This window comes from Flavobacterium sp., assembly GCF_046155325.1.
In the GTDB taxonomy this organism is placed as follows: domain Bacteria; phylum Bacteroidota; class Bacteroidia; order Flavobacteriales; family Flavobacteriaceae; genus Flavobacterium.
In genome coordinates this window covers 1-26,183 of record NZ_JBJXDQ010000003.1, presented here as the reverse complement: position 1 = coordinate 26,183, position 26,183 = coordinate 1, and the positions used below count along the sequence as shown (strand labels likewise).

General features: G+C 31.9%; 24 protein-coding genes and 1 tRNA gene. 6 read left to right on the top strand and 19 right to left on the bottom strand.

Annotated elements, in window-relative coordinates:
- Positions 1–128: 128 nt before the first annotated feature.
- Together ACKVOD_RS00235 and ACKVOD_RS00230 are read right to left on the bottom strand one after the other, a co-directional pair.
- Positions 129–1,679 (bottom strand): OmpP1/FadL family transporter, encoded by a 1,551-nt coding sequence (locus ACKVOD_RS00235; protein WP_409207469.1) that lies wholly within the window; start codon positions 1,677–1,679, stop codon positions 129–131.
- 44 nt (positions 1,680–1,723) lie between these two features.
- Positions 1,724–2,680, bottom strand: coding sequence for a hypothetical protein (locus ACKVOD_RS00230; protein WP_409207468.1), 957 nt, complete (start codon positions 2,678–2,680; stop codon positions 1,724–1,726).
- A 99-nt stretch (positions 2,681–2,779) separates the two neighbouring features.
- Here ACKVOD_RS00230 and proS point away from each other — a divergent pair, with 99 nt between their 5' ends.
- The 3 genes from proS to rpsT all read left to right on the top strand — a co-directional run bounded on the left by proS (position 2,780) and on the right by rpsT (position 4,696).
- Entirely contained in the window at positions 2,780–4,258 is a 1,479-nt protein-coding gene (gene proS / locus ACKVOD_RS00225; RefSeq protein WP_409207467.1) for a proline--tRNA ligase, read from the top strand.
- A 78-nt stretch (positions 4,259–4,336) separates the two neighbouring features.
- Positions 4,337–4,408 (top strand) — tRNA-Glu (locus ACKVOD_RS00220).
- A gap of 36 nt (positions 4,409–4,444) precedes the next feature.
- Positions 4,445–4,696 (top strand): 30S ribosomal protein S20, encoded by a 252-nt coding sequence (gene rpsT / locus ACKVOD_RS00215; RefSeq protein ID WP_268847336.1) that lies wholly within the window; start codon positions 4,445–4,447, stop codon positions 4,694–4,696.
- Positions 4,697–4,750: 54 nt separating this feature from the next.
- Here rpsT and ACKVOD_RS00210 read toward each other — a convergent pair whose 3' ends face one another.
- Positions 4,751–5,158, bottom strand: a complete 408-nt coding sequence (locus tag ACKVOD_RS00210; protein WP_409207466.1) for a response regulator — start codon at positions 5,156–5,158, stop codon at positions 4,751–4,753.
- A gap of 5 nt (positions 5,159–5,163) precedes the next feature.
- Entirely contained in the window at positions 5,164–6,867 is a 1,704-nt protein-coding gene (locus ACKVOD_RS00205) for a PAS domain-containing protein (RefSeq protein ID WP_409207465.1), read from the bottom strand.
- A gap of 162 nt (positions 6,868–7,029) precedes the next feature.
- Between ACKVOD_RS00205 and typA the strand changes: the two genes are divergently transcribed.
- Both typA and ACKVOD_RS00195 read left to right on the top strand, forming a co-directional pair.
- The gene (gene typA / locus ACKVOD_RS00200; RefSeq protein ID WP_409207464.1) at positions 7,030–8,826 is read left to right on the top strand and encodes a translational GTPase TypA; all 1,797 of its coding nucleotides are present in this window, start codon (positions 7,030–7,032) and stop codon (positions 8,824–8,826) included.
- Positions 8,827–8,971: 145 nt separating this feature from the next.
- Complete coding sequence (locus ACKVOD_RS00195; protein WP_409207463.1) at positions 8,972–9,979, top strand: IS30 family transposase; 1,008 nt, start codon at positions 8,972–8,974, stop codon at positions 9,977–9,979.
- Between the two features lie 27 nt (positions 9,980–10,006).
- Here ACKVOD_RS00195 and ACKVOD_RS00190 read toward each other — a convergent pair whose 3' ends face one another.
- A complete protein-coding gene (locus ACKVOD_RS00190; protein WP_409207462.1) occupies positions 10,007–11,848 on the bottom strand; it encodes a choice-of-anchor L domain-containing protein in 1,842 nt (613 codons plus the stop codon).
- A 164-nt stretch (positions 11,849–12,012) separates the two neighbouring features.
- Between ACKVOD_RS00190 and ACKVOD_RS00185 the strand changes: the two genes are divergently transcribed.
- Positions 12,013–13,068 carry a hypothetical protein gene (locus ACKVOD_RS00185; protein ID WP_409207461.1) on the top strand — a complete coding sequence of 352 codons (1,056 nt, stop codon included), beginning with the start codon at positions 12,013–12,015 and terminating at the stop codon, positions 13,066–13,068.
- Between the two features lie 740 nt (positions 13,069–13,808).
- Here the strand turns inward: ACKVOD_RS00185 and ACKVOD_RS00180 are convergent.
- From ACKVOD_RS00180 to ACKVOD_RS00115, 14 genes are all read right to left on the bottom strand, one after another.
- Positions 13,809–14,867: a nucleoid-associated protein gene (locus ACKVOD_RS00180; RefSeq protein ID WP_409207460.1), complete on the bottom strand. Its 1,059-nt coding sequence runs from the start codon at positions 14,865–14,867 to the stop codon at positions 13,809–13,811.
- 144 nt (positions 14,868–15,011) lie between these two features.
- Positions 15,012–15,332, bottom strand: a complete 321-nt coding sequence (locus tag ACKVOD_RS00175) for a four helix bundle protein (RefSeq protein WP_409207459.1) — start codon at positions 15,330–15,332, stop codon at positions 15,012–15,014.
- A gap of 49 nt (positions 15,333–15,381) precedes the next feature.
- Positions 15,382–15,921, bottom strand: coding sequence for an IS1096 element passenger TnpR family protein (locus ACKVOD_RS00170; RefSeq protein ID WP_409207458.1), 540 nt, complete (start codon positions 15,919–15,921; stop codon positions 15,382–15,384).
- Between the two features lie 105 nt (positions 15,922–16,026).
- A complete protein-coding gene (locus ACKVOD_RS00165) occupies positions 16,027–16,584 on the bottom strand; it encodes a sugar O-acetyltransferase (RefSeq protein WP_409207457.1) in 558 nt (185 codons plus the stop codon).
- A gap of 258 nt (positions 16,585–16,842) precedes the next feature.
- Positions 16,843–17,616: a CDP-alcohol phosphatidyltransferase family protein gene (locus ACKVOD_RS00160; RefSeq protein ID WP_409207456.1), complete on the bottom strand. Its 774-nt coding sequence runs from the start codon at positions 17,614–17,616 to the stop codon at positions 16,843–16,845.
- A gap of 50 nt (positions 17,617–17,666) precedes the next feature.
- On the bottom strand, positions 17,667–18,686 hold the full coding sequence (locus tag ACKVOD_RS00155; RefSeq protein WP_409207517.1) for a COX15/CtaA family protein: 1,020 nt from the start codon (positions 18,684–18,686) through the stop codon (positions 17,667–17,669).
- 68 nt (positions 18,687–18,754) lie between these two features.
- Positions 18,755–20,176 carry a CCA tRNA nucleotidyltransferase gene (locus ACKVOD_RS00150; protein WP_409207455.1) on the bottom strand — a complete coding sequence of 474 codons (1,422 nt, stop codon included), beginning with the start codon at positions 20,174–20,176 and terminating at the stop codon, positions 18,755–18,757.
- Positions 20,177–20,205: 29 nt separating this feature from the next.
- Positions 20,206–20,580, bottom strand: coding sequence for a GxxExxY protein (locus tag ACKVOD_RS00145; protein ID WP_409207454.1), 375 nt, complete (start codon positions 20,578–20,580; stop codon positions 20,206–20,208).
- An 83-nt stretch (positions 20,581–20,663) separates the two neighbouring features.
- Complete coding sequence (locus ACKVOD_RS00140) at positions 20,664–21,230, bottom strand: L-threonylcarbamoyladenylate synthase (protein ID WP_409207453.1); 567 nt, start codon at positions 21,228–21,230, stop codon at positions 20,664–20,666.
- Between the two features lie 155 nt (positions 21,231–21,385).
- Positions 21,386–21,697 carry a hypothetical protein gene (locus tag ACKVOD_RS00135; protein WP_409207452.1) on the bottom strand — a complete coding sequence of 104 codons (312 nt, stop codon included), beginning with the start codon at positions 21,695–21,697 and terminating at the stop codon, positions 21,386–21,388.
- A gap of 135 nt (positions 21,698–21,832) precedes the next feature.
- The gene (locus ACKVOD_RS00130) at positions 21,833–21,991 is read right to left on the bottom strand and encodes an L-threonylcarbamoyladenylate synthase (RefSeq protein ID WP_409207451.1); all 159 of its coding nucleotides are present in this window, start codon (positions 21,989–21,991) and stop codon (positions 21,833–21,835) included.
- 77 nt (positions 21,992–22,068) lie between these two features.
- Positions 22,069–22,998 carry a glycosyltransferase family 2 protein gene (locus ACKVOD_RS00125; RefSeq protein ID WP_409207450.1) on the bottom strand — a complete coding sequence of 310 codons (930 nt, stop codon included), beginning with the start codon at positions 22,996–22,998 and terminating at the stop codon, positions 22,069–22,071.
- Positions 22,999–23,008: 10 nt separating this feature from the next.
- Entirely contained in the window at positions 23,009–24,313 is a 1,305-nt protein-coding gene (rfbH, locus tag ACKVOD_RS00120) for a lipopolysaccharide biosynthesis protein RfbH (RefSeq protein WP_409207449.1), read from the bottom strand.
- Positions 24,314–24,346: 33 nt separating this feature from the next.
- Positions 24,347–26,065, bottom strand: a complete 1,719-nt coding sequence (locus tag ACKVOD_RS00115; RefSeq protein ID WP_409207448.1) for a thiamine pyrophosphate-binding protein — start codon at positions 26,063–26,065, stop codon at positions 24,347–24,349.
- Positions 26,066–26,183: the final 118 nt, after the last annotated feature.

Genomic DNA, 26,183 nt, shown 5'->3' with positions numbered 1-26,183 from the left:
TAGTACTTTTAGTATTTCAAAATATCCACTAAAAGGAAAACCACTTCAATAAATGAAATGGCTTTCTATTTACAATATTTATATCCAGTTTCTGCTCCCTCTCCTTTGGAGAGGGCTGGGGGAGAGGATTATAATTCAAACAACAAAGTTAGTGATAGATTATTATTTGTAGTATTTATGGTTGCCCCATCTGTAAATCCTTGAGAGAAAAAACCTTGATTGGAATTTCTTTTTGATGTCGAATACGATACATCTAATTTTGTCGAACCAAAATTATAGCCCAATCCTCCAGAATATACCTTTAAATCACCAACGGTTGTCCCGTTTTTATATGGACTTTGTTCAAAACGATAGCCACCTCTTAGGCTCCATTTTTCTATTTTGTATTCGCCACCCAGACGCAATTCGCCTGTTTGCCCCAAGCTATTCGCCATTGTAGTATTGACAGAAGTGAATTCGTTTTGGGGTTTAAATTGGGTGTTCGAATAATCTTTTATAGCATAATCTATACTAAGCAAACCTGTTTTTCCAAAAATATAGGCAAAGCTCCCTGTGATTTTTCCGGGTGTTTGTAGTTTATAAGGTGCATAAACATTTGGGAATTGAGGCTCAACAACATCCGTTGGAAGCTCTCCAGAAGTATTCTCACTTACAACAAGGAGTTTTTGCGATAATTCATCATTCAAATTATAATAGGTTGGTGATTCATAAGCAAGACCCAAACGGATTTCTTTAGTCGCTTTTACAATAGCACCCAATTGAAACGAAAATCCATTTCCGTAAGTGTATAATTCATTTTCAAAACGCAATCTAGATACGGTATATTCTGAAGTCAAAGGAGCACCGTTGTCTTCATAAAAACTAGATGTTTGTCTGTAATCGGTAAAATGAGCGTTTAGGTTTATCCCTAAATACAACTTGTCTTGGTAGGACGTTGCAGTATTAAAGGAAAGTTTGCCATTATATCCTGTAGATGTGATTTCGTTTTCTTGAAAGTAATTTCCACCTTCAGGCACCAGAGAAACATAATTTCGATTTGTAGCTTCATTATAATCGGAAGCTTTATTAATTATATATCCTTGTCCAAAATACCCTAAAAATGCTTGTTGAGAACCAAAACCTTCATTCAAACCCAAATAATCATAAAGTTCTGTGTCGGTTTCTCCGTTTTGTAATTCTAAATTAGAGGAAGATACACCGCCGTCTCTATTGGCATAATAAAGGAAATACTGGTCTATAGAATTATTAGGATTAGTTCCAGCCGAAAACAAGCTATTGTTTAGGTTGTTGGTATTCTCGTAGTTTACTGCCAATGAAATCTTTTTCCAATCACTTTTTGGGTCATTGTTTTTAAAAACGAAAACACCACCGGCTTGATTCAAATCAAAAGAATTGTTTTTTTTGGTAGTCTTATTTACAAAATAACTAGAGTTATTTTGAATGTTGTAGTTGCTAAGAGTTGCACTTACTTGATTGTTGGAGAATATTGCTGAACCAGCAGGATTTACATTTATAGCCGACAGATCTCCTCCCAATGCTCCAAAAGCGCCTCCCATAGCTCTAAAACGCGCCGTTCCGTTGAGGTTGTCTTGAGCATATCGTAGGGCATCAGGAATATCTTGCGCTTGTGTAAACCCAAATGTAAAGCCTGCAAACAATAAGAAAAGTTGTTTTTTCATTTCAATTTAAATAAGGTTGTTTCTTTATTTTAATTAAGTCAATATTATCTTCTTCCTCCGCTACCAGATGATCTTCCTCCTCCGCCGCCAAAAGATCCACCACCACTGTTAGATGATCGGCTACCGCTGTCAAACGAACTCGAACTTCTCGAATTGTTTGATGAATTATTGGAACTAGGCGTGTAGGATCTAGTAGGAGTAGTGCTTTCGGAACGAGTAGTATTGGTGTCTGAATTGGTTCTAGTACGATTCGTCGAAGTGGAATTATTTTGAATTTGTGATTCGGTTCTTCTTATAACGGTTCTGTTTAAATCATTATTAGAAGCGTTTCTACTCGAAATGGTATAATTTGATCTGTTATTTACAGTGTTGTTTTGGGAATTGCTTCTGTTTACATTTCTAACATTAGTATTTGCAGATCCACGTCTGCCAACTGCATAAGAATATTGATTGTTGGAGTAATATTGGTTTCCCCAATTATTACATCCCCAACCGTTGTTCCATCCCCAACCAAAATTTCCTCCCCATCCATTGTTCCAATTATTCCATCCCCAACCGCCGTACCAGTTATTCATTCCCCATCCGTTGTTCCATCCCCAACCGCCATACCAGTTGTTCATTCCCCAACCAGAATTCCAGTTGTTCCATCCGTTATCATTTACGTAAATAATAGTGGTATTAGGGTTGTTGTATTCACGATTTGCATCAGCATTGTTTGAATTAATAATATTATCATTTTGTACATCGTTAAATAATCCACTAGATAAATTTTCGTTTTGCAAAGAATTGAAATATTCTTTGTATTTATTATTCGAAGTATTTTGGGTTACATTTTCAGTAGTTCTTTTTTCGATGTTTCTAACCTCGGTATTTCCATAAATACCGTCAGTATCATAATAGGAACTGTTTTGGTATGAGCTACAAGATGAAATTAAAATACTTAATACACCAATATAGGAATAAAGTGCTGTTTTTGCGGAAAAAGTAATAGTAGTTTTCATATCTGCGTTTTTTTATTGTTGCACATTACAAAAATAGTTAGTTTTGCGGAACTATTTAGTTAAAAAAGATAAAACAAAATTTGTGCCAAACTATTCAATATGAGCAAGAACCTTACTACACGAGCAGAAGATTATTCAAAATGGTATAACGAGCTGGTGGTTAAAGCCGATTTAGCCGAAAATTCAGGAGTTAGAGGCTGCATGGTTATCAAGCCTTATGGATATGCAATTTGGGAAAAGATGCAAGCTGAATTAGACCGAATGTTTAAAGAAACAGGACATCAAAATGCTTATTTCCCTTTGTTTGTTCCCAAAAGTATGTTTGAAGCCGAGGAAAAAAACGCAGAAGGTTTTGCTAAAGAATGTGCTATTGTTACTCATTATAGATTAAAAAACGATCCTGATAATCCAGGAAAGTTAATGGTAGACCCAAATGCTAAATTAGAAGAGGAGTTGATAGTTCGTCCTACAAGTGAAGCTATAATTTGGTCTACTTATAAAGGTTGGGTGCAATCTTACAGAGATTTACCTTTGCTAATCAACCAATGGGCTAATGTGGTTCGTTGGGAAATGCGTACTCGTTTGTTTCTTAGAACGGCAGAGTTTTTATGGCAAGAAGGGCATACGGCGCATGCAACAAAATCAGAAGCTATCGAAGAATCTGAAAAAATGATGCATGTATACGCTGATTTTGCAGAGAATTTTATGGCAATTCCAGTTATTAAGGGATTGAAAACAGAATCAGAGCGTTTTGCTGGAGCTGAAGAAACGTTTTGTATTGAAGCTTTGATGCAAGATGGTAAAGCGCTACAGGCTGGAACATCACATTTTTTAGGTCAGAATTTTGCGAAAGCCTTTGATGTTAAATTTGCTAATTCTGAAGGAAAACAAGATTATGTTTGGGGAACTTCATGGGGGGTTTCTACTCGATTAATGGGTGCGTTAGTAATGACACATTCCGATGATCAAGGATTGGTTCTACCACCAAATTTAGCTCCAATTCAAGTTGTAATTGTGCCAATTTACAAAAATGATGAGCAATTAGAGCAGATTACAACTGAGGTAGATTTTCTGGTAAAAGAGTTTAAAAAATTAAATATTTCGGTTAAATACGATAACAGAACTACGCAAAAACCAGGATTTAAATTTGCTGAATGGGAGTTAAAAGGTGTTCCGGTTCGAATTGCAATTGGACCAAAAGATCTTGAAAATGGAACTTTTGAAGTGGCTAGAAGAGATAATTTGACAAAAGACACTGTTGTTAAGGATGGAATTGCTACATATATTAAAAATTTATTAAATCAAATTCAAGAAGATTTATTCAATAGAGCATTGATTTATCGAGACACTCATATTACGGAAGTCAATAGTTTTGAGGAGTTTAAGGAAGTTTTAGAAAGTAAAGGTGGATTTTTGTCAGCTCATTGGGATGGAACACCAGAGACTGAAGAAAAAATTAAGAATTTAACAAAAGCTACTATAAGATGCACACCCTTAGACAGGGTTAATCAAGCTGGAAACTGTGTATTTACTGGAAATTCTTCAATTGGAAGAGTGTTGTTTGCAAAGGCATATTAAAAAAATATTTTTTTTTTTGCCTCTACTATTGTACGTCTAAAAAATAGTTGTATTTTTGCATCCGCATTACAGAAGTTTGGTCCCTTCGTCTATCGGTTAGGACGCCAGGTTTTCATCCTGGTAAGGGGGGTTCGATTCCCCCAGGGACTACAAAAAAAATAATTTAAGAAAAAATCATTTAAGAAAATGGCAAATCACAAGTCAGCTTTAAAGAGAATTAGAAGCAACGAGAAAAAAAGAGTTTTAAATAGATACCAACATAAAACTACTCGTAATGCAATTAAAGCATTAAGAATAGCTACGGATAAAGTTGATGCAACATCTAAATTATCAAGTGTAATTTCGATGATTGATAAATTAGCAAAAAAGAATATCATTCATGATAACAAAGCTTCTAATTTGAAATCTAAATTAACAAAACACGTTGCTAAATTGTAATTGTTTTGTGTTTAATCATAAAATAGCCTCAAGTATTTGAGGCTTTTTTTATGATTAAATTTTAGATTTAATATATCCTAACATTTCTTTTGAAATAGGCTTTGATAAAAAATCTAAAACCATAGGGTATTTTTTTGATTTTTCTAAATCAGAGGGGTCAATGGTTGAGGATAAAATTATAATTTTTATGGAATGGAATTCTGAAAATTCATCTGTGCTAAAAACATTTATAAATTCCCATCCTCCCATAATTGGCATGTTTAAATCTAAAAAAATTAATTGCGGAAGTATTGTTGACTGTGCTTCAATACGATTCTTTTGGAGTGCTTTAAAGTAATTTAAGGCATCTTCCCCGTTAGAAGCGGTCGCAATTTCTTTAGAAAATGAATTCTTTACAATAATCATTTTGCATAACATTAAAGTTATTGCGTCATCATCTATACATAAAATTTTATCTAACATTTTTTTTATTTGTTATTAAATGTAATTGTATAAGTAGTTCCTTTGTCGACTTCGCTATCAACAAATATTTTACCTCCCATAGTTTCTACTTGAGATCTCACTAAGTATAATCCTAATCCTTTACCTTCAACATGAGTGTGAAATCTCTGGTAAAGTCCAAAAATCTTTTCTCCATTTCTAACTAAATCAATTCCAATTCCATTATCCTGAAATGTCAAAACTGTATCTTCCCCATCCTTTTTAGTTGAAATATTTATTTTTAGTGGGTGTTTGTCTGATTTATATTTTAATGAATTCGTTAATAAATTCAATAAAATACTTTCAAGATAGGCTTTATTAGTATTTATGATAGCTGCTTTTTCAAAATTAATTTTCAAAATTGGCTTATGAATTCCGATAAGAAAATCTAGTTGGCTAAATACATTCTCAAAGATGTCATTTAAATTAACGTCTTCTTTTTGAATTGAAAGATTGTCTTTGATTACAACTACTTTTACCAAATCGCTAATAGTTTCATTTAAATGATGGGTAGATTTATTAAACCCATCTAATATTTCTTTCAATTCAGGGTCTTCTATTTGAATATCTTCAAGTAAATTTAGAAGTCCAGTTAAATTAGACAAAGGGGCTCTAAGATTATGAGAAGTAATGTATGAAAATTGTTTTAAATCTTTATTGTTTCTTGTTAGTTCGCTAATTAGCTGTTCTTTTTCAACCTCTTGCTTTTTCTCAACAGTAATGTCCCTTTGAATCGAAATCCAGTGTGTTAATTCTTCATCTGTATTAATTACAGGAATCATAGAAAAGTTAACCCAATATGATTCTTTGTTTTTATTGTAGCTTATAGTTTCTACTTCGCATTCTTTTTCACTTTCAATTGCAGTAATTAGTTTTTTATATTCTTTGTCATCTGAATTAGGACCATTAAAAAGACTTGGAGATTTACCTATTATTTGATCTGTAGAGTAACCAGTCATATTAAAAAAAGCAGGGTTTGCATAAACAATCTTTGGTATGTTGCCCTCAAATGATTTTGGTTCTGTAATAATTATTGAGTTTCTGGTATTGGTAATTACTGTTTCAAGCAATTTAAGCCTTTGTTCCTCTTCTTTTTGTTTCGTTATATCTTGAATGGCGGCTATCATCCTAATAGATTTTCCGTTTTTATCTTTCATAATATAACCTCTGTCCAAAACAAATTTATAGGTTCCATCCGAACACTTAAATCGATATTGATCTTGCCATCGTTCCGTTTTTTGTTCTAATAAGGAATACAGTCTTATTGACATTTTAATACTGTCTTCAGGGTGAATGTTCTCAAACCACCAAGAACAGTTGTTTCCAATTTGATTTTCATTGAATCCAAAAACGTCTAAAACGCCCTTACTCCAAATAATGTTATCTTCTTGAATCCTCCAGTCTCTAATTATATCACTTGTAGCTTTAGATACAATATCATTTAGTTCGTTAATTTCTTTAATTTTAGTATTGGTGTCAATAAGCCTTTTAAAAATTTTATTGTACCTAATTTCTTTATTGGTTAAAATTATTTTTGTAATCAAAGCGATTACCAAAACAAATAGAATGTCTTTAACTAAAATTAAAATTGGGTTAATAGTATATTTTAAAAGGATTGCATTAAAAATAAGCACCAATAACAGTGATGTGAAAATATATATAAATAGTACTTTATTATTCTTGTTTTTCATTATTCAAATATAAATAAATATTTCAATATTATATGTTAGAAAATTAATGTTGTAGCATTTTAAAGTTAAAATTCTTTAAAGTTATTATACTGTAAACTATTAAATTCTATGTATATTTTATATTAAAATAAAGTGTACCTTTGCAACTTCAAAAAAAAACAGATGGAAGCTATTAGAAACATTGCAATTATTGCTCACGTCGATCACGGTAAAACCACTTTGGTTGATAAAATTATGTATCACTGTCAATTATTTCGTGACAACGAAAATACAGGCGACTTAATCCTTGATAATAATGACCTTGAGCGCGAAAGAGGTATTACTATTACTTCAAAAAATGTTTCGGTAGTTTATAAAGGAACCAAAATCAACATTATTGACACTCCTGGTCACGCCGATTTTGGTGGAGAAGTTGAAAGAGTGCTAAATATGGCTGATGGAGTTTGTTTATTAGTAGATGCTTTTGAAGGGCCTATGCCTCAAACGCGTTTTGTATTGCAAAAAGCGATTGACTTAGGTTTAAAACCTTGCGTGGTAATTAATAAGGTAGATAAAGAAAACTGTACTCCAGAAGAAGTACATGAAAAAGTTTTCGACCTAATGTTTGAATTAGGTGCTGAAGAGTGGCAATTGGATTTCCCAACGGTTTACGGTTCGGCTAAAAATAACTGGATGTCAGATCATTGGGATAACATAACTGATAATGTGGAAGCCTTGTTGGATATGGTAATTGAAAATGTTCCAGCCCCTAAAGTTTCTGAAGGAACGCCTCAAATGTTGATTACATCATTAGATTTCTCAGCATTTACAGGCCGTATCGCAATTGGAAGATTAGAAAGAGGTGTTTTGAAAGAAGGAATGCCAATTTCTTTGGTAAAAAGAGATGGAGCTATTTCAAAATCTAGAATTAAAGAATTACACACTTTTGAAGGTCTTGGGCGTAAAAAAGTGCAAGAAGTAATTGCAGGTGATATTTGTGCTATTATTGGAGTTGAAGGGTTTGAAATTGGAGATACTATTGCCGATTTTGAAAATCCAGAAGCCTTAAAAACCATTGATATCGACGAACCTACCATGAGTATGTTGTTTACCATTAATGATTCACCTTTCTTTGGAAAAGAAGGTAAATTTGTAACTTCTCGTCATATTAGAGATCGATTAACAAAAGAATTAGAGAAAAATTTAGCCATGAAATTGGGTGAAACCGATTCTGCAGATAAGTTTATGGTTTTTGGTCGTGGCGTATTGCACTTGTCGGTTCTTATCGAAACGATGAGAAGAGAAGGATACGAAATGCAAATTGGTCAACCACAAGTTATCATCAAAGAAATTGATGGTAAAAAATGCGAACCAATTGAGGAATTAACCATCGATTTACCAGAAACGCTTTCGGGAAGAGCAGTTGAGTTTGTTACTTTGCGTAAAGGTGAAATGCTTTCTATGGAAACTAAAGGCGAACGTATGGTTGTGAAATTTAATATTCCATCTCGTGGAATTATTGGATTGCGTAATCAATTATTGACTGCTACTGCCGGTGAAGCCATTATGGCACACCGTTTTATAGGATATGAGCCTTACAAAGGAGAGATTTCTGGACGTAACAAAGGGTCATTGATTTCTATGGAAAAAGGAAAAGCGATTCCGTATTCTATCGATAAATTACAAGATCGTGGTAAGTTTTTTGTTGAGCCAAATGCCGAAATTTACGAAGGTCAAGTAATTGGAGAAAACTCTCGTGGAGATGATATGTGTGTGAATGTGACTAAAGAGAAAAAACAATCGAATGTGCGTTCGTCTGGAAATGATGAAAAAGCTAGAATTATTCCTCCAATCATTTTCTCATTAGAAGAAGCTTTAGAATACATTCAGAAAGACGAATATGTTGAGGTTACACCAAAATCGATTCGTTTGCGTAAAATATATTTGACAGAAACGGATAGAAAAAGATTCAAATTCTAATCTGTATTTTCATAATAAACTAAAACCATTCTTTTGAGTGGTTTTTTTTATTTGTAAGTTCAAGCTATAAGTGCAACAGATAAAATTAAAAACACTTGGAGTTATCCCCCAAGTGTTTAAGGTCAAAAGCCTAAATTTGTCTTGCATGAAAAAATATAAACAACTAACCGTTGAGCAAAGATACCAAATCGAAGCTCTATTACAAGCTGGTTTTAATCAAACAAAGATAGCCGATCAGCTAGGTGTTCACCGTAGTACAATTGGTAGGGAATTAAAAAGATCCATACCCAAAAGAGGAAGAGGTTCTGGCGAATACTGTGCTGCAAATGCAGAGCGAAAAACTCGTAATCGTCATAAGGAAAAACACAAAAGGGTTTTATTAACTCCTGATTTAAAGCAAGCTATATTTGATAAAATGACTCTGGATAAATGGAGTCCAGAATTAATATCAAAGCGCTGGAAATTAGAAGGAAAGATTACCGTTAGCCATGAAACAATATATAAGTGGATATGGGAATCAAAACATACTAATAGGCTAGAAAATAAACTTTTTAAGACGTTTTATCAAGAATTGAAACATGGTAAAAGGAGACAAAAAAGAGGAAATATAAAAGACACACGAGGAGCAATTCTAAACCGTCAGCATATAAGTGAAAGACCAGCAGTTATTGAACAAAGAAAAAGAATTGGAGATTTAGAAGCAGATTTAATGATGGGAAAAGACCACAAATCAGAATTACTAGTCCTTACAGACCGAACTACGTTAATTACCATGATAGATAAGTTGCAGGGAAAAACATCATTAGAAGTCACACAGAAAATAATAGAAAGACTCTCCATATTCAATTCGAGTTATTTAAAATCAATCACATTTGACAACGGAAAAGAGTTTGCTGGACATACTGAAATCGCCAATAGATTTAATCTAAAAACCTATTTTACAACACCATATACTTCGCAAGAAAAAGGAACTGTAGAAAATAGAATAGGTGTAATTAGAAGATTTTTTCCAAAGAAAACTGATTTACGAAATGTAACTAATGAAAGAATTAAACAAGTAGAATTATCAATTAATAACAGACCTATAAGAAAATTTAATTACCTTAGTCCAATTGAAACTCTAAATAATAAGTTTGTTGCACTTATGAGTTGAACACAGCATTTTAAAAAAAATGAAAAATTATCTTTTCAACGTAAAGTGACCTTTTACTATTTTTCCGTCCCCAAAGTTTAGGGAAAACCAATAATCATCTGAGGGTAATTTAATACCATTTAGCTTACCATCCCATGAATTTTTTAAAGTATTTATTTGTGCTACTAATTTTCCAAAGCGGTCAAAAATAGAAACTATAGCTTTTGGAAATAAATCCAAGTTTTTTATTTCCCAGTTATCATTATATCCATCCTCATTTGGGGTGAAAAATTTAGGATAATCGAGAATAGTTAATTCATAAATACTATATTCACAGGTAATAGTATCTCTTATATAAGCTGTGTAATTTCCAATAGAGAGACCAGTAAATACATTAGATGCTTGATAATTAATTCCGTCTAATGAAAATTCATAAGGACCAGCTGTTGATGGTGGAATTAATTCCACTGAATTATCATTACCCAAAAAATCGTTTACCATTGGTGGTTTACCAATTCCAGGAATAAAATTACTTGATTGTGTTGTTAGCGTTATGGTCGATACTGCAGTACAGTCGTAAATACTTCTTACTTCATAATAAATTTCTTGGTCTGTGACTGAAGTTTTAACAAAAGAGCCTGGGTTTACAATAGGGTCATATAATACAGCTCCAGCCTGAGTTTCATAAAACGTTACAGTACTTATTTTGGGATCAAGGTTTTTGATTTTCGTTTCCACTTTAGTTAGATCAAAAGTTGCAGTTCCAGACCCATCTTCATCGCATTTACCTTCATTAATAGGATTCAAAACTATTAGAGGGGCGAATTCAATTTTAATTTCACCAGTAGCAATACACCCAGAACCAATATCTACTGAAGCAGAATAGGTTCCTGAATCAGTTACATTTAAGGTAGGATATATTTCACCAGGTATTGGGGTGGTATCACCATTTTTGAACCATTTGTATGTGTAAGTTGGGGATAATTTTGTATCCAATACAAAAGGATCTCCAAAACACACAGGGTTATTTGTAATTAATAATTGATCTGGTCCCAAGTCTATTTTTGGTTCAAAACTTCCTGCTTCAATAAAAATAGCTGAGTCAAAACGAATGTTTCTATCATCTGCAATTACTAATTTTATATGATAACTTTGGTTAGCAATAACTGATGTTGTCGCTTTCATTACTTTGGTTTGTCCACTATAATTTATTGGACTTATATTAGTATTATACCCATTAAAATAATTTTCAGCTATTGAAGGGCAACCTTTGTAAAAACCGGTACTATCGCTATAATCATTTATAATTGGATGAATATTTTTTGACGATACAGGTGTGAAAGAATTAGGTATAACCGCCAAATTTTTATAAGTAGATCCAGAAATATTCTCCTTAATTAAAAAAGCAAATCCATCAGAATAATAGCAAGGAAAATAGAGCTGGTATTCATTTGAAGCAAATATATAGTTGAAACTAATGTAATTCGTTAATGGAACAAAGTCAAATTCTAATACCGTTGCGTTTACAGTGCTAATTCCTAAAATTGAATTTAAATCGGTATCTCCTGACCAAGAAGGTTTTCCTCCTCCACTATCTCCCGAATTATAGGGACCAATTGCGTTTGTTGCACTATCGGTATTAAGTATAATACCTTCCGAAAAAGGAAAGCCACTAGTTGATTTGTTAAAATAACCATAACTATTTTTTCCAGGTGTAAATGTGTCTCCTTTAACGGATGCGGGAGAAACAATTATGCAGGGACTATTGTTAGTTAAAATCGAAACTAACTCATCTGCTGATTTATCATCTTTTACAGTAATTTGCCCTAGTGCGTTTGAGTAGGAGCAGCATATAATTGCAAAATGGGAAAATATTTTTAAACATTTCATACCTCACAAATATACAATAAATCTCTTTTTTTAAATAATCAATAAATGAGGAAGATATATGGTTTTTTCTATTTATTGGTTTTATTATTAATAGAACGTTCAAGCATTGTTTTTGTTACAGTTGAATTATAATTTAGCGTAAATTTGCATTAAATATATTCAAAATGAGTGAATCTTCAGTTCAGCTAAAAAAAATCACCTACCCAATAAATCAATCTCTTTTCGAATATTTAGAACGTTATGATCGAATTTCTAAAGTATCGGTTTGTTATGATGATTTGTTGCGTTTTTCTGGTTCAATAAATGTATATGATAAAAACGAGAAAGATACTTTATGGGCTCGTGTTTTTTATAATGAACATGAGAGGAGCGAAATTGATTTGAATTTAAAAAAAGTCTATTCTTTATTACATTCAGATGGGAATTTAGAAATAATAAAATACTTAAATATTGATGCCATTGATTATTGTACTTTTGGAAACTCGAAACCCTTTAGGATTAAAGTTAGAAATATTCTCAATGATAATTACGTGCATTTTTATATCAAAAAAGCTGATGCTTCTAGAATTTATGGACTTGAGCTAGAGCATATTTTATCTCCAGACAAAATAAATTTTTTAGTTCATGATGATACCTTAATCGAAGAACATATTATTGGTATTCCTGGCGACGTATTTATGGAAACATTGCTAGAAAAATGTGCTGAAACTGAAAAATCTCAAATTGCAAAAGAATTTGTAAAGTTTAATGAACGTTGCATGATTAGGCTTCTGGGAGATATGAGGGCTTATAATTATGTTGTTTTGCCAATTCATGATTTTGACCAAGTTGTTTTTAGAATTCGACCTATTGATTTTGACCAACAGTGTTATGAAGGAAAATTTAAATTTTATAGGCCACAATTTTTTAAAGAGAATTTTCCAATGGTTCAGTTAGTCAAAAAAAAATTACAAGCCACTTCTATAGAGCAATATAAAAATGAAGAAAGAGCCGCGTTGGCCAAAAGAGTCCATTCTGCAGGTAATAGAATTCAGAAATTATTAAAAATCATGAGTAATGATACTATTGCTCCAGAATTGCATATAGAAAAACTTAAGCTAGAATTATTTGATTATACAAATGATGTTAGCTTTAAAACTGCTAAAACAATGGGGGAGGTTTTAAATGCTGCTTTTGAATATATTATATTAAATTTTAAAAACATTAATATATTTAAATAAACTTTTATAATCTTAAGTTAAGATACTAATGTTTCTGATTTAGCACTTGATTTTAATGTTTTGTATTTTTGTTTTAAATGTAAACAACAATAGGAGATTAGTAGGATTAGCATAATTTTATTTTTAAAATGGATAAAATGTAAATAGTTAGGTTATTTGGGGTATTACTAATGAGTTTTTATCATTCGTCTTTTGTTAAATTTGGCTAGAGTTTCATTGATATCTTTTAATTCAGGAGTTAAAAATATTCTCTGTCCTTTTTCTGTGTTTGTTAACTCAAGATTACATACTGTACATTTAAATTCTTTTATGTTTTTTGTGATGTTTTTAGTTGTTACGAATCTATGACCAAATAGCTGACAAATAATTTTTTTACTAAAAATTAACCTTGATATCGCTATTGTGTTCATAATCAGATTATTTATAATAGACATTTAGTGAAGACAAATTTATGTAAAAATCAGTCAAAGCGAATCATTTTATCGTTTAAACGCAATATTTTTATTAAAATGTAATATAAAACTTATATTTTAATCTTTTTTAGGTTTAGTTCCTCAAAGCTCTACTTCGGTTTTTTTGTCACAGATTCACAGATTAAAATAGATTTTTTAAAATCTGTGAATCTGTCGCTTTTATTTTGCTAATACCCCTGGAGCTATCCCTCGAGATGGTTTTTTATAAAAAATCCTCAACTACCTAGGTGATTGAGGATTGATAAAATCAGTTATTTTATTGACAGTCTAGTTTTTTACTTCTTTATTAAAATAGACTAAGTAGTAATACATTTGTTTTTCTTCGTCCCAACCCTTTTCAACAAATTTTTCGGCGCTTTCTGGGTTAATAAAATCTAACTTGATTTGAATATGGGTATCTAAATTAATAACGTTTTTGATTGACTTTCTGGCATCAGAAACAGCTGCATTAGCAATTGGGAATGTAGTCACATCTTCAATACTGTATTTCTCGCCTTTGTCTACTTTGTAATTTTTAAATTCCGGAATTAAATCGGGATTATCTAAAACTTCATTCAAGAAATTACTTTCTTCAAACTGGTCATTTTTTGCAAAATAATTTACACTACGATTCATAAACATTACTTCTTCTTTCTTGTCTTCGGCAGGAAAAACAACATCTTTGGCAAAGCCTTGACAGAATTTAAGATATTTTTTAGTGATAAAATTTTCGTCTTCAAAAGCATCAACCGATAAGAAATGTTCTAACCAATACCTTGCATCATAACGATTACTGTCAACAGTTAATATTTTATAACCTTCCTCTTTTTTGTAATTAAAAATCAAGCAGCCTTTGTCTAATTTGCTAAGATTAATACCTTGTTGAAGTATCATTTCAAGGTTAGATTCTTTTTCTTCAAATTGCAGAAAGTCGGTTTGAATCTCACTTTTAAAAATCCCAATAGCATCAACTATGGTATTGTCGATATTCATGTTAGTCAAATAGGCAATATAAACCTCGCCATTTTTGATGTGTGGATGATTGGATTGTTCGAATAAATGAGTTGTGATTTTTTTAGAAACTTCGTGTAAACAACTTGGGTTTTCAAATAGTTGCGAAGCTAATGTGTACATGTCATTGTATTCTAAATCAACTTCATGTGCAAATTGAAAATAGTTTTCTTCCTTTTCTCTAAAAGGTTTGAGGAAATACTCTTTCATTAACGGAACGATTTCGTCATTCAAATTAAAAGATTGTTCCGATAAAAAAAGTGCTTCGTTGCGACTTTTGTTTCCTACTCTATGAATGGATAAAGTATCGATATGGGCGTTGAAAAGGTTTATCATTAAAGGTTTAAGATTATTTAATTTCGTTTAAAATTGTTTAAAAGTTTAAGTTTGTTTAAGAGTTTGGGGTTTGTGGGTCTATAAATTTTGTACCTCTGAAGTCTTTTTTGTTTAGGTAAGTGATGAAATTGTGAATTTTAATACTCAATTTTCATACACAGTAACTAAATATTTTAATTTTTCTTCATCAATATATTCATTGTCGAAAACTCTATATAATTGAGAACGGGTTTCTCCAGCTGAGCCTTTAGCTATGGATAGAAATTGGCGGATTTCAGCGTTTCCATTCCTTTCAAACCCTTCAGCGATGTTATCCATTACAGATCCTGACGAGTCTTTAATTTGAGCATTAAATTTAAAATATTTATTTAGTTCAGTGTTTTTAGATATGAAAATTATTTCTTTTGAAAGTCTTCTTACCTCTTCCCAAATTTCTAAATCTTCGAATTTTGTTATTGTAGCCATATAAACGATATTAAACTTTTAAACCACCTTAAACCTTTAAACCCTTTTTTTAATTCCAGTTCTCTTCGAATCCAAAATCTTCAAAGCTATCATCACTTTCGAACATGTCTAGATCATCTTCGTCTAAATCATCTTCAAATTCGTTATAATCTTCCTCTTCGTCATCGGCAATGAAATGTTTTTCCATAGCTTCGGCTGGCATTTCACCAACAGAAAACAGCATTTCTGGATAAGTATTTCCTGTAGTTATTTCTTCAATTGCTGCCAGTTCTACCAGAAAAGTCCACATGCTGATAAAATCATACACATATATTATTTTGGTATTTTCTTTATCTAGAATATCAGAGAGTAAATAATCACTCATCGTTTTTTGCTCACCAGGAATATCTCCGGTATCAAACATAGGAATCTCGTCCTCTTGATTCCAAGTATTATCACAAGTGAAGAAAGAAGCGACTTCCATACCATCAAAACCAAAAGAATTGAAAATAGCATTGTGTAAATCTTCTAATGTATCGTTGGCAAGTATTGCAATGTCTCTAAAAATGTCTTCTTCGGTATCGAGAATTACTCTAAATTTATAAACCATAATTTGTGTTTTATTGAATAGTCAAAGGTAAAATATAATTTTAGATTTTATCCCGAAGTTTTGGGACAGATTTCATATTTGTTGAAAAGATTTATACTTAAAAAATCAATCATTTAACTTTCGAATGATTTTAGCGGGATTTCCTACTGCTAACGAATTGTCAGGAATATTTTTTGTAACCACAGAACCTGCACCAATAACACAGCCGTTTCCTATGGTAATGCCAGGAAGAATGATAGCATTGCCACCAATCCAGCAGTCATTACCAATGGTAATGGGTAAAGCATTTTCGTGTGTTTGTCTCAAGGCAGCTTCAATTGGGTGAGATGTGGTATATATTTGAACTCCAGGGGCAAAAAAAGCATTAGAGCCTATGGTGACTTTAGCACTATCAAGAACCACACAATTCACATTAAAATATACATTATCACCACAAAAAATGTTATAGCCATAATCGCAAAAAAATGGTGGTTCTATGTAAATATTTTTTCCAGCATTTGGAATTAATTCTCGGATAATTTCTTTTGCTTTTTTGGTAATTCTATATTCAATGACGTTTAGTCTGTGGAGTAAGTTTTTTGCTTTTCGACGGTCTTTGACTAACGTAGAATCACCTCCTAAATAATAGTCTCCAGCAATCATTTTTTCTTTTTCGGTTTTCATAAAACTACAAGCTAATTGAAGATAAATATAGAAGAAAATTAATTAGTACTTATTCTTTTTTTTTAAAAGATATGTTAAAAAGATAACGATTTTTTTAAAATATTGAATTGATATAACAACTAAATTATGCAAAAAGTAGTTTGTGATTTATATTTTTTTCATGAGATTTTAAATTAAACTATAATTTTATATAAATACATATAAAATATATGGAATTCAGTATCTTATGACTTATATATAGATTATATCTATGATGATTTAAACCTTAAAAAATACCTTTCTAATTCCAATTAATACAAAAACAAAGAAAGTATAAAGAATGAAAAATGGTATAATATATTCAATCCAATTCATGGGTAGCATTATGGCAATAATCAACAATTGAAAACCCAAACCATATATAGAAATGAATGTCATAAACCAGTTTGGAAAAGTTTTTACCTTGTAGGCGTTATGGTCAAAAGTGTGAATTATTTTGTCAAATGTACCATAAACAACAGTGTAAATTTCGAACAACGTATCGACTGATTTTTGACTTTCGCCAGGTAAAGCTCTGGGTGATTTGTATTCAAAAATCTTACTTGTTGAATCTCCTCCTACCGACTTATTTCTTAAAATAACATAATAATAATTGTATAAAGTGCCCTGTAATTGGATACAAAAAAACGCAATTAGAGTTAGCCAAAATGATGTTTTTGACACATAACAAATAGTCATTAAAAACATAAAATTAAGAAAGATATCGAACACACTATCAAGATATCTTCCAGTGTAAGATGGAGTATTTTTTATTCGTGCTAATTCACCATCTGCCGCATCGATAATCGACTTTAAAATGAGAAAAAAACTAGCTAAAAAGTAATGATTTTGCAAAATACAATAAATGGCAATCAGGCCAGCAATTCCAAAGAGCAGCGTTACATGTATGGGTGTAAACAGGGTGTTTTTTAGTTGATTGGCAAACCATTTCCCAATAGGTCTTCCATAATCTGATAAATCTAAAAATTTATCTGCTTTTGCAAGTTTAGACATTTAAGGCGTTAACAAAAAAATGTGACAATATAGTCAGTGGTAAAGATAATTTATTTTACTGATTTTGTTCTATTTGATTCTAAAATCAAATAGAATTGAAAACCAAATAATAGCGTTGCTATAACGATATGTAGGGTTTGTGAACCAAATGGAAAATCAAAATAGTACATTAAGATTCCCGATAAAATTTCAATAAATATCAACAATAATATCCAATTTAGTTTTTTGAATCCTAATCCAAGTTTCTTATTACAAAAAAATAAATATACATTAGTTAATAGCACGACAATCGAAAAAGATCTGTGTATATAAAACGAAACACTAGGGTTTTGCAACCAAAATACTTTTGGGACTCCAGTTTCATAAATAGTATCTACATGCTCTCGAACATTAGTTCCTAAAACAATTTGGACTAGCGTTAGTGTCGAAGCAACCAATAGAATGTTATGAAATTTAGTATTAAAAAACAATTTTGTTATTGTTTTTGAAATTGAGAAAATCAAATACAATTGAAGGGCAACAATCAATAATGCAGCTAACATATGTGTTGTTATTTTAAATGGGTTTAAAACCGAATCTACTACAGTTTTACCAAGCCATGCTTGAAAACCCATTAATACACATATTAAAAACGAATTAATTACAAGAGTTTTGTTTTCTTTAAAATAGCCAAATGAGAGTATGAATGTAATAAAACAGGCAATTCCGGCTAAGGCTCCAAACAATCGATTGATATATTCAATCCAAGTATGCCAGACATTGAAAATAGCATAATCGTGTTTGGCATATTTTTCCCAATTGCTATTATCAAAGCTGTCTGTTGATTTAAAATCATTTTTGGATACTAATAGCATTTGGTCTTTTATAATCACTTGACCCTCAGAATATTCTTTTTCGGCTGCGAAAAATAATTCTTTTTCTTGTGTAGGAGGGATATAATAGCCAAAGCATTTAGGCCAATCAGGACAACCCATTCCTGATCCAGTGAGTCTAACAAATGCACCAGCAAAAATTACCAGATAAACAAGAACTAGCGAAATTTTTGCTGATTTTAAAAAATATTTTCTCATCATTTAGATTGAAATGCAAAATTAGTACATAATTTAAATTTTAGTATCAAACAAATTATAATGAAATACTAATTTGTTACTCTTTTCAAACCTATTTTTTCGGCCTTTACCAAAACAAAATCATAAGCTGCCTGATATTCGTTGGGTATTTCACCCTCTAAAATAGCCTCTTTTATAGCTTCTTTAAGAATTCCTATTTCACGAGAGGGCTTTAAATCAAAAATAGCCATAATTTCTTCTCCGGTAATTGGAGGTTGGAAATTACGAACATGATCTCGTTCTTCCACTTCGACTATTTTCTTTCGAACTATCTCAAAATTTTGATGGTATTTCTTGAATTTAGTTGGGTTTTTAGTTGTTATATCAGCTTCGCATAAAGTCATCAAACTTTCGACATCCTCTCCTGCATCAAAAACCAAACGGCGCACAGCAGAATCGGTAACTAAATCTTGCGAAAGTACTATGGGTCTTGAACTCATCATGACCATTTTTTGTACAAATTTCATTTTGTGATTCAGAGGCATATGCAATCTTTCGAATATTTTCTTTGCCATTTTTCCACCTAGAAATTCATGCCCGTGAAATGTCCAACCTTGTTTTTTGTTGAAGCGTTTTGTAGGTGCTTTGCCAATGTCGTGTAATAATGCAGACCAGCGTAACCAAACATCATCTGTATTAGGGCAAATGTTATCAACGACTTCTAAAGTGTGATAAAAATTATTTTTATGTGTTTGACCTTCGATTTCCTCCACTTGATTCAATGCCGTTAATTCAGGAAGAATAATATCTAAAAGTCCCGTTTTATACAATAGCAAAAAGCCAATTGAAGGTTTGTCGGTCGAAAGTATTTTATTTAACTCATCCACAATTCTTTCGCCTGAAATTATTTTGATTCTTTCAGCATTTTTTGTGATGGATTGCAAAGAACTTTCTTCAATTCGAAATCCCAATTGATTGGCAAATCGAATGCCTCTCAACATTCGCAAAGGATCATCAGAAAAAGTAATATCTGGGTCAAGTGGCGTTCTGATAATTTTATTTTTCAAATCTTCTAATCCGTTAAAAGGATCCGATAATTCTCCATAAGTTTCTTTTTTTAAAGAAATTGCCAAAGCATTAATGGTAAAATCCCGACGATTTTGATCATCTTCAAGGGTTCCATTTTCAACTAATGGATTTCTACTATCAAACTGATAGGACTCTTTTCTAGCACCAACAAACTCGATTTCGGTATCTTCAAAACGCAACATGGCGGTTCCGTAGGTTTTAAAAACCTGAACATTTGGTTTTTTGGGAAGCAATTCCGAAACTTTCAAAGCGAGTTCTATTCCGCTGCCCACGGCAACAATATCAATGTCTTTTTTGAAATCTCGTTCTAATAAATAATCCCGAACAAAACCACCAATCACATAACTATCGATGTTAAGTTCTTGGGAAGCTTGAGATATTACTTCGAAGATTTTATTATTTAAGGATTCTTTGTAGTTCATTTTTTTTGCCACGAATTCACGAATTTTATTTATCTAATTATGCGTTTATGCTCTAAAGATATAGAATTAAAATTGGCTAAAATAGCCAACCTGTTGTTTGAAACTTTTAAATAGTTTAAACATTGTGAATAATGTTTTGGGTGAAGGTTTTCGCTTGATTTTATTTCTAAAATTATAGAATCAAACAAAACAAAATCGGCATAAAACTTATGGTTTAAAATAATGTTTTTATAATTTACAGAATATTCCTTTTCTCTTTCGTAAGGAATATTCAAATTTTTAAACTCATATTCTATAGCATCTTTGTATACAATTTCTGAAAAGCCACCACCTAAATTGCTGTGAACTTCAAATAAAATTCCCATTATTTGATAGCTTTCTTCTTTGTATAGTATTTCTGCCATTTTTTCGTATCTTTTTTGCCACGAATTCACGAATTTATTTCAATTTGTTTTGAATAAAATTTGTGAATTCGTGGCTATCTTTTTTACTTCCGAATCACTTTTACCTGAGAATCGTTCGTTATTTTTATAATCGTAGACGGTTTTCCTCCAATTTTATCACGGTGCAAATTTACAACATAGTCCACACCTTTTATAATTTCGGGATTAATATCTTTAAAAGCAATAGGAGTAGGCTGACCAGAGATATTTGCAGAAGTCGAAACCAGTGGTTTTTTCATTTTCTCCATCAATTTAAAGCAAAAGGGTTCTTTGACGATTCTAATTCCTAGAGTATTATCGGAAGCAATTAAGTTGGCAGCCACATTTCGGGGTTTATCAAGAATTAATGTCGTTGGTTTCTCGGATAAATCGATAATTTGCCAAGCCACTTCTGGAATTTCTTTGAAAACGTTGTACATCATTTTTTCGCCATTCATCAGAACTATCATACTTTGGGTTTCGGCTCGTTGTTTGAGCGTATAGATTTTGGCAACAGCCTCAGGATTTGTGGCATCGCAGCCTATTCCCCAAACGGTATCAGTCGGGTAGAGGATAATGCCGCCTTGTTGAATTATTTCAAATGCGTTTTGGATTTCTGGGTTGATGTCCATTATAATTTTTTATGTGGTACGAAGATATTTATTTGTATTCTAAATATTTGGAGCAAATTAAATTTAAGACTTAGTATCTTTATTAATTTCTTAAAAAAAAAGTTTGAGCTAAGGAAGAAACCTTATCTCAAACTTTTTAAGTTTTATTTTGAAAATTATTTTTTTAGATACAATCCCATAATCATTAATGCCAATGCAAAAAACATTCCGACAAACCATTTAAGCATGTCATTTTTGCTTTCTTTTATTTCCACTTTTACAGATTCTATTTTGGTATTTACTTGTTCAAATTTTAATTCCAATTTCAGAAAGTCTTCTTTAACAGTACTTTTAAAATCTGAGTTTTCATATTTAATATCATTGTGAACTTCTTCCCTTATAGCATCAACAAATTCTTTCGCTTTTGCATCGGATAGTTTGAAATCTGTTTTTAATATCTGATGTAAATTTAAGTTTACAGTATTCATGATTAAGTGTTTATATTACAAAAATAGTGTTTCTTTTTTTATTTGTTATAAATGGGATAGTTATTTTTTTATCGCCATTCATCAGGCGAATCATAAATTGGGTTTCAGCTCGTTGTTTGAGTGTCCTAGTTGTAGTCAGACAGGGCGGAAAGGTTTGAGCGTATAGATTTTAGCGACAGCTTCTGGGTTTGTGGCATCGCAGCCTATTCCCCAAACGGTTTCAGTCGGGTAGAGGATAATGCCGCCTTGTTGTATGATTTCGAAGGCGTTTTGGATTTCTTGGTTGAGGTCCATTTGATTATTGTAATTAATTTAGATTTTACTTTTCTGTATTAGGTGAGATGTTATAAACCAAAATTTAAAAATTGGTTTCAAGGTTTACTTTTTTTGATAGTTGAAACTAAAAACCGAATAATAATGTAAGGTATTACCAAAATTATATAAATTATTTTTTGGGAAGGTGATACTATTTTAAAAATGCCAGGAATAGTTTTATAGTGATACTTGCCATAAAATGATTTAAAAGAACAGGCCAATAATATCTCAATTTGGTTGAAATAATTTTTATGTTTTCTTTGGTCAAAAAAACATTTATTAACATCCAATCTGTTGTTTAATAATTTAGATGTGTTTAGCCAGCCCTGAGTAGAATCTTTTTGATTATAGTCTTGTGTTCCTGTATATGCTATAACAATTCGTTTATTTGCAATATAAATATTTTTGTTAGACGAATAAAAAGAAAGTAAAAAAGGCATGTGTGGATACATATTGGGAATGTTTTTGTATCCGCTAATTATGAAGGGTAAAAAAGCTTCTATTTTAAATAAATTATTAGGAACAAATGAAGATGCTTTAAAAAAAGGATAGCCTTCTTGGTGCAAATTTTTGACTAATTCATTTCTACCACCAAAAGACCAAACATAATCATCATGCGCTCCCATATTAATCAACTCGGCTTTTTCATTAATTATGCAATCAATAACATCATCACAATCATAAAAATTAAAAGAGTCATCATCGCAAACTATCCAAATATAATCTAATTCAACGACTTCTACAGCTCTCATTATATTAGCATTAGCGCCAATATTGTATTTATTAGTAACAAGATTTAAGTTTGAAAATTTAGTACTAAATGCTTTGTAAATTTCAATAGTATTATCCGTAGAGCAGTTGTTTAGGATTGTTAATTTACAATCTTTAAATGGAGAACTTAAAAATTGAGTTAAAGTATTTCCTAATAATTTAGATCTATTGTATGTAATAAATACTATTTCTAATTTATTCTCTATTCTTAGCATTTTTCTTAAATTATGAGTTCAAATATTCTCTAATTACATCGGCTATATAATCGTAATGTGACTCATTTAATCCTGGCCATACTCCCAACCAAAAAGACTGATTCATAATAATATCTGTATTAGTCAAATCGCCAACTACTCTGTGTTTAATATTGGCGTAAGCCGGTTGGCGCAATAAGTTACCTCCAAACAACAAACGAGTACCAATTTTTTTCTCCTCAAGATGTTGCACTAACATATGGCGGTCGGCAGCATTCCCTTCTCTTAGTGTCAATAGAAATCCAAACCACGAGGGGTCAGAATTTGGAGTTGGTTCTGGTAGAATAAAGACTTCTTGAAACTCTTTCATTCGTTCATATAAAGCAGCATAATTTTCACGTCTTCTTTGTACAAATCCATCTATTTTTTTGATTTGAGATACTCCAAAAGCAGCTTGCATATCGGTCACTTTTAGGTTGAAACCAATGTGTGTATAAGTGTATTTATGATCGTAACCATAGGGCAAGGTTCCAAGTTGTTGTCCAAAACGACATCCACAGGTATTGTCTTTTCCAGGTTCACAATAACAATCACGACCCCAGTCTCTAAAACTTTCGGCTAGTTTAGATAATTCAGGATTATTTATTAATACCGCTCCTCCTTCGCCCATAGTAATATGATGTGCAGGATAAAATGAAAAAGTGGAAATATCGCCAAAAGTGCCTGTTTTTTGTCCTTTATAAGTAGCCCCAAGAGAGTCACAATCATCTTCTACCACCCAGAGATTGTATTTTTTAGCCACACGCATTACTTCATCCAAATCAAAAGGATTTCCTAATGAATGGGCTATCATAATCGCTTTTGTTTTTGAGCTTACTGCTGCTTCTAAAAGTTCTACTTTCACATTATGAGTTGCGATATCAATATCTATAAACACAGGAATCGCCCCAAACTGAATAATTGGATTTATTGTAGTAGGGAATCCGGCAGCAACGGTAATTACTTCATCACCAGGTTTGATAGCACGTTCGCCTAATTTTGGAGAAGTCAAAGCATAAAAAGCAACCAAATTTGCTGATGAGCCTGAATTTACCAATAAAGCCTTAGTGGCACCAAAATATTTTGCAAAATCGTCTTCGAATTTGTTAGCAAAACGACCTGCTGTTAACCAACCATCTAATGCGGCATCTACCCCCATTAATATATCCTCTTCATCTAAAACTTTTCCTGTTACAGGAATATAATTTTCTCCAGCAACAATTATTTGTGTCGATTTCTTTTTGGCAATTTCTCTTAAGCTATTGAGAAGAATGGGATTTGTTATGTTTTGTAACATATAAAATTTAAATTTAGTGATTAAAGTAAAAAATTAAGTGGACTCCATTGCAATTGGTTTTGCAAAAGGTTCCATCTCAGTAATTGGTCTTCCAAAAGCAATTTTGGGATAAGTATTGGTATGTGGGTCTATCAAGACCTGTAATAACTGTGGTTTATTTTCGTTTTCATGATTCCATAACCAATCAACTGCATTTGTGATTTCATCAGGATTTTCGATAGTTTTTGCGTCAATTCCATACGCAATGGCAACTTTTTCAAAATCAGGAGCATCATAACCCCAATAAGTAGATTGATAGCGAGATTCAAAATAGCTATCTTGAAATTGTCTAATCATACCTAATGTTCTATTATTTAAAACAACTATCTTAATAGGAAGTTTGTTTCGTACAATCGTCTGCAATTCTTGAATATTAAGTTGCATACAACCATCTCCTATAAGAACCACGACAGGTTTTTTATCCAATGCAATACACGCACCTATGCTTGCCGGTAAAGAAAAACCCATGGCTCCCATTCCACCAGATGTTAAAAAATGTTGATCTTTTCCGATTTCTAATGATTGTGCTGCCCACATTTGATGGCTGCCCACGTCAGCTAAATAAGCTTTTGCCTTTTGTGATTGGCTAGAAAGCGAATGCATAAAAATATTTGGATTAATTCCTTTTGGGCTTAGTTCTTTGATGTCTGGACTTTTTGTTTTTAAATCACGAATATGATTCATCCAAGCATCAGGTAAAGCAAAAGAACTTTTTGAAGCAGCTTTTCCAAATTTATCAAAGAACACATTTAAATTTGTTACAATCGCTTCACATCCTTTTACCCTATTATTTATTTCAGCTTTTTCGCAATCAATATGATAAATTTTTCTGTCTTCTATAAATTTAGTATCAGCGCCAGTTTGTCTAATATCTAACCTACTTCCCAAAACAATCAACAAATCAGATTCTCCAAAAGCAATATTTGCCCATCGGTTACCATAACTTCCAATAAATCCAACACGTAGAACATCATCATAATTGATGACATCCAATCCCAAAAGTGTTGTAATTACTGGGACTTGGGTTTTCTCTATAAATTGATCAAAAAGGTTTTGGCTATTACTGGCTTTAATTCCTCTGCCAGCCAAAATTAGGGGGCGTTTGGCTTTCTTTATTTCTTCAATTAAATTTCCTAAAACAATGGAATCTATTTCTGAACATTCCTCTTTTTCAGTTTGAAAATATTCAGGCTCTATTTGAATGCGTTGAACATCCATAGGAATATCAATGAGAACAGGTCCAGGTCTTCCTTCTAATGCTATTCTAAAAGCTCTTTCAAAAATTGTTGGAATATCATTAGGATCGATGACCTGAAAACATGCTTTAGTAATGGGTGTTGCCATAGAAACGATATCAGTTTCTTGAAATCCCAATTGTCGTATTCCTCTATCTCCTTTTAATTCGTGTCTATTGACTTGTCCGGTAATAAAAATAGCTGGAGTTGAATCAAAAAAACAGCTTCCAATCCCTGTTAGCAAGTTAGTGGCACCTGGACCAGATGTTGCTAGAGCTATTCCTGGTAATCCAGTTACTCTCGCATAACCTTCTGCTGCAAATGCGGCAGCTTGTTCATGGTGCATGGTAATGATATTGATATCTGTTTTTTGATTCAATGAATCGAGTATATGCGTTATCATACCGCCTGATAACTCAAAAACACTTTTAATTCCTTTTTTTACCAAAAAAGCAGCTATAAAATCAGATACTTTCATAAGAAGTTTGTTTTTTTATATAATAGTTCAGAGTGCTTCTCAAAGCAAATGAATAATCTGTAAATTGAATTTCACCAATTTGATTTCTTAATTTAAACATATCACCTTCAATGTGCAT

What these genes read in the sequence shown, in the direction of transcription:
- ACKVOD_RS00235 (WP_409207469.1), bottom strand. Translation starts at nt 1,679, where the DNA reads ATGAAAAAACAACTTTTCTTATTGTTTGCAGGCTTTACATTTGGGTTT.
- ACKVOD_RS00125 (WP_409207450.1), bottom strand. Translation starts at nt 22,998, where the DNA reads ATGCTAAGAATAGAGAATAAATTAGAAATAGTATTTATTACATACAAT.
- rpsT (WP_268847336.1), top strand. Translation starts at nt 4,445, where the DNA reads ATGGCAAATCACAAGTCAGCTTTAAAGAGAATTAGAAGCAACGAGAAA.
- typA (WP_409207464.1), top strand. Translation starts at nt 7,030, where the DNA reads ATGGAAGCTATTAGAAACATTGCAATTATTGCTCACGTCGATCACGGT.
- ACKVOD_RS00195 (WP_409207463.1), top strand. Translation starts at nt 8,972, where the DNA reads ATGAAAAAATATAAACAACTAACCGTTGAGCAAAGATACCAAATCGAA.
- ACKVOD_RS00170 (WP_409207458.1), bottom strand. Translation starts at nt 15,921, where the DNA reads ATGGTTTATAAATTTAGAGTAATTCTCGATACCGAAGAAGACATTTTT.
- ACKVOD_RS00185 (WP_409207461.1), top strand. Translation starts at nt 12,013, where the DNA reads ATGAGTGAATCTTCAGTTCAGCTAAAAAAAATCACCTACCCAATAAAT.
- ACKVOD_RS00190 (WP_409207462.1), bottom strand. Translation starts at nt 11,848, where the DNA reads ATGAAATGTTTAAAAATATTTTCCCATTTTGCAATTATATGCTGCTCC.
- ACKVOD_RS00135 (WP_409207452.1), bottom strand. Translation starts at nt 21,697, where the DNA reads ATGAATACTGTAAACTTAAATTTACATCAGATATTAAAAACAGATTTC.
- ACKVOD_RS00210 (WP_409207466.1), bottom strand. Translation starts at nt 5,158, where the DNA reads ATGTTAGATAAAATTTTATGTATAGATGATGACGCAATAACTTTAATG.
- ACKVOD_RS00165 (WP_409207457.1), bottom strand. Translation starts at nt 16,584, where the DNA reads ATGAAAACCGAAAAAGAAAAAATGATTGCTGGAGACTATTATTTAGGA.
- ACKVOD_RS00175 (WP_409207459.1), bottom strand. Translation starts at nt 15,332, where the DNA reads ATGGCTACAATAACAAAATTCGAAGATTTAGAAATTTGGGAAGAGGTA.
- ACKVOD_RS00130 (WP_409207451.1), bottom strand. Translation starts at nt 21,991, where the DNA reads ATGGACCTCAACCAAGAAATCCAAAACGCCTTCGAAATCATACAACAA.
- ACKVOD_RS00160 (WP_409207456.1), bottom strand. Translation starts at nt 17,616, where the DNA reads ATGTCTAAACTTGCAAAAGCAGATAAATTTTTAGATTTATCAGATTAT.
- proS (WP_409207467.1), top strand. Translation starts at nt 2,780, where the DNA reads ATGAGCAAGAACCTTACTACACGAGCAGAAGATTATTCAAAATGGTAT.
- rfbH (WP_409207449.1), bottom strand. Translation starts at nt 24,313, where the DNA reads ATGTTACAAAACATAACAAATCCCATTCTTCTCAATAGCTTAAGAGAA.
- ACKVOD_RS00155 (WP_409207517.1), bottom strand. Translation starts at nt 18,686, where the DNA reads ATGAGAAAATATTTTTTAAAATCAGCAAAAATTTCGCTAGTTCTTGTT.
- ACKVOD_RS00115 (WP_409207448.1), bottom strand. Translation starts at nt 26,065, where the DNA reads ATGAAAGTATCTGATTTTATAGCTGCTTTTTTGGTAAAAAAAGGAATT.
- ACKVOD_RS00230 (WP_409207468.1), bottom strand. Translation starts at nt 2,680, where the DNA reads ATGAAAACTACTATTACTTTTTCCGCAAAAACAGCACTTTATTCCTAT.
- ACKVOD_RS00205 (WP_409207465.1), bottom strand. Translation starts at nt 6,867, where the DNA reads ATGAAAAACAAGAATAATAAAGTACTATTTATATATATTTTCACATCA.
- ACKVOD_RS00140 (WP_409207453.1), bottom strand. Translation starts at nt 21,230, where the DNA reads ATGGACATCAACCCAGAAATCCAAAACGCATTTGAAATAATTCAACAA.
- ACKVOD_RS00180 (WP_409207460.1), bottom strand. Translation starts at nt 14,867, where the DNA reads ATGATAAACCTTTTCAACGCCCATATCGATACTTTATCCATTCATAGA.
- ACKVOD_RS00150 (WP_409207455.1), bottom strand. Translation starts at nt 20,176, where the DNA reads ATGAACTACAAAGAATCCTTAAATAATAAAATCTTCGAAGTAATATCT.
- ACKVOD_RS00145 (WP_409207454.1), bottom strand. Translation starts at nt 20,580, where the DNA reads ATGGCAGAAATACTATACAAAGAAGAAAGCTATCAAATAATGGGAATT.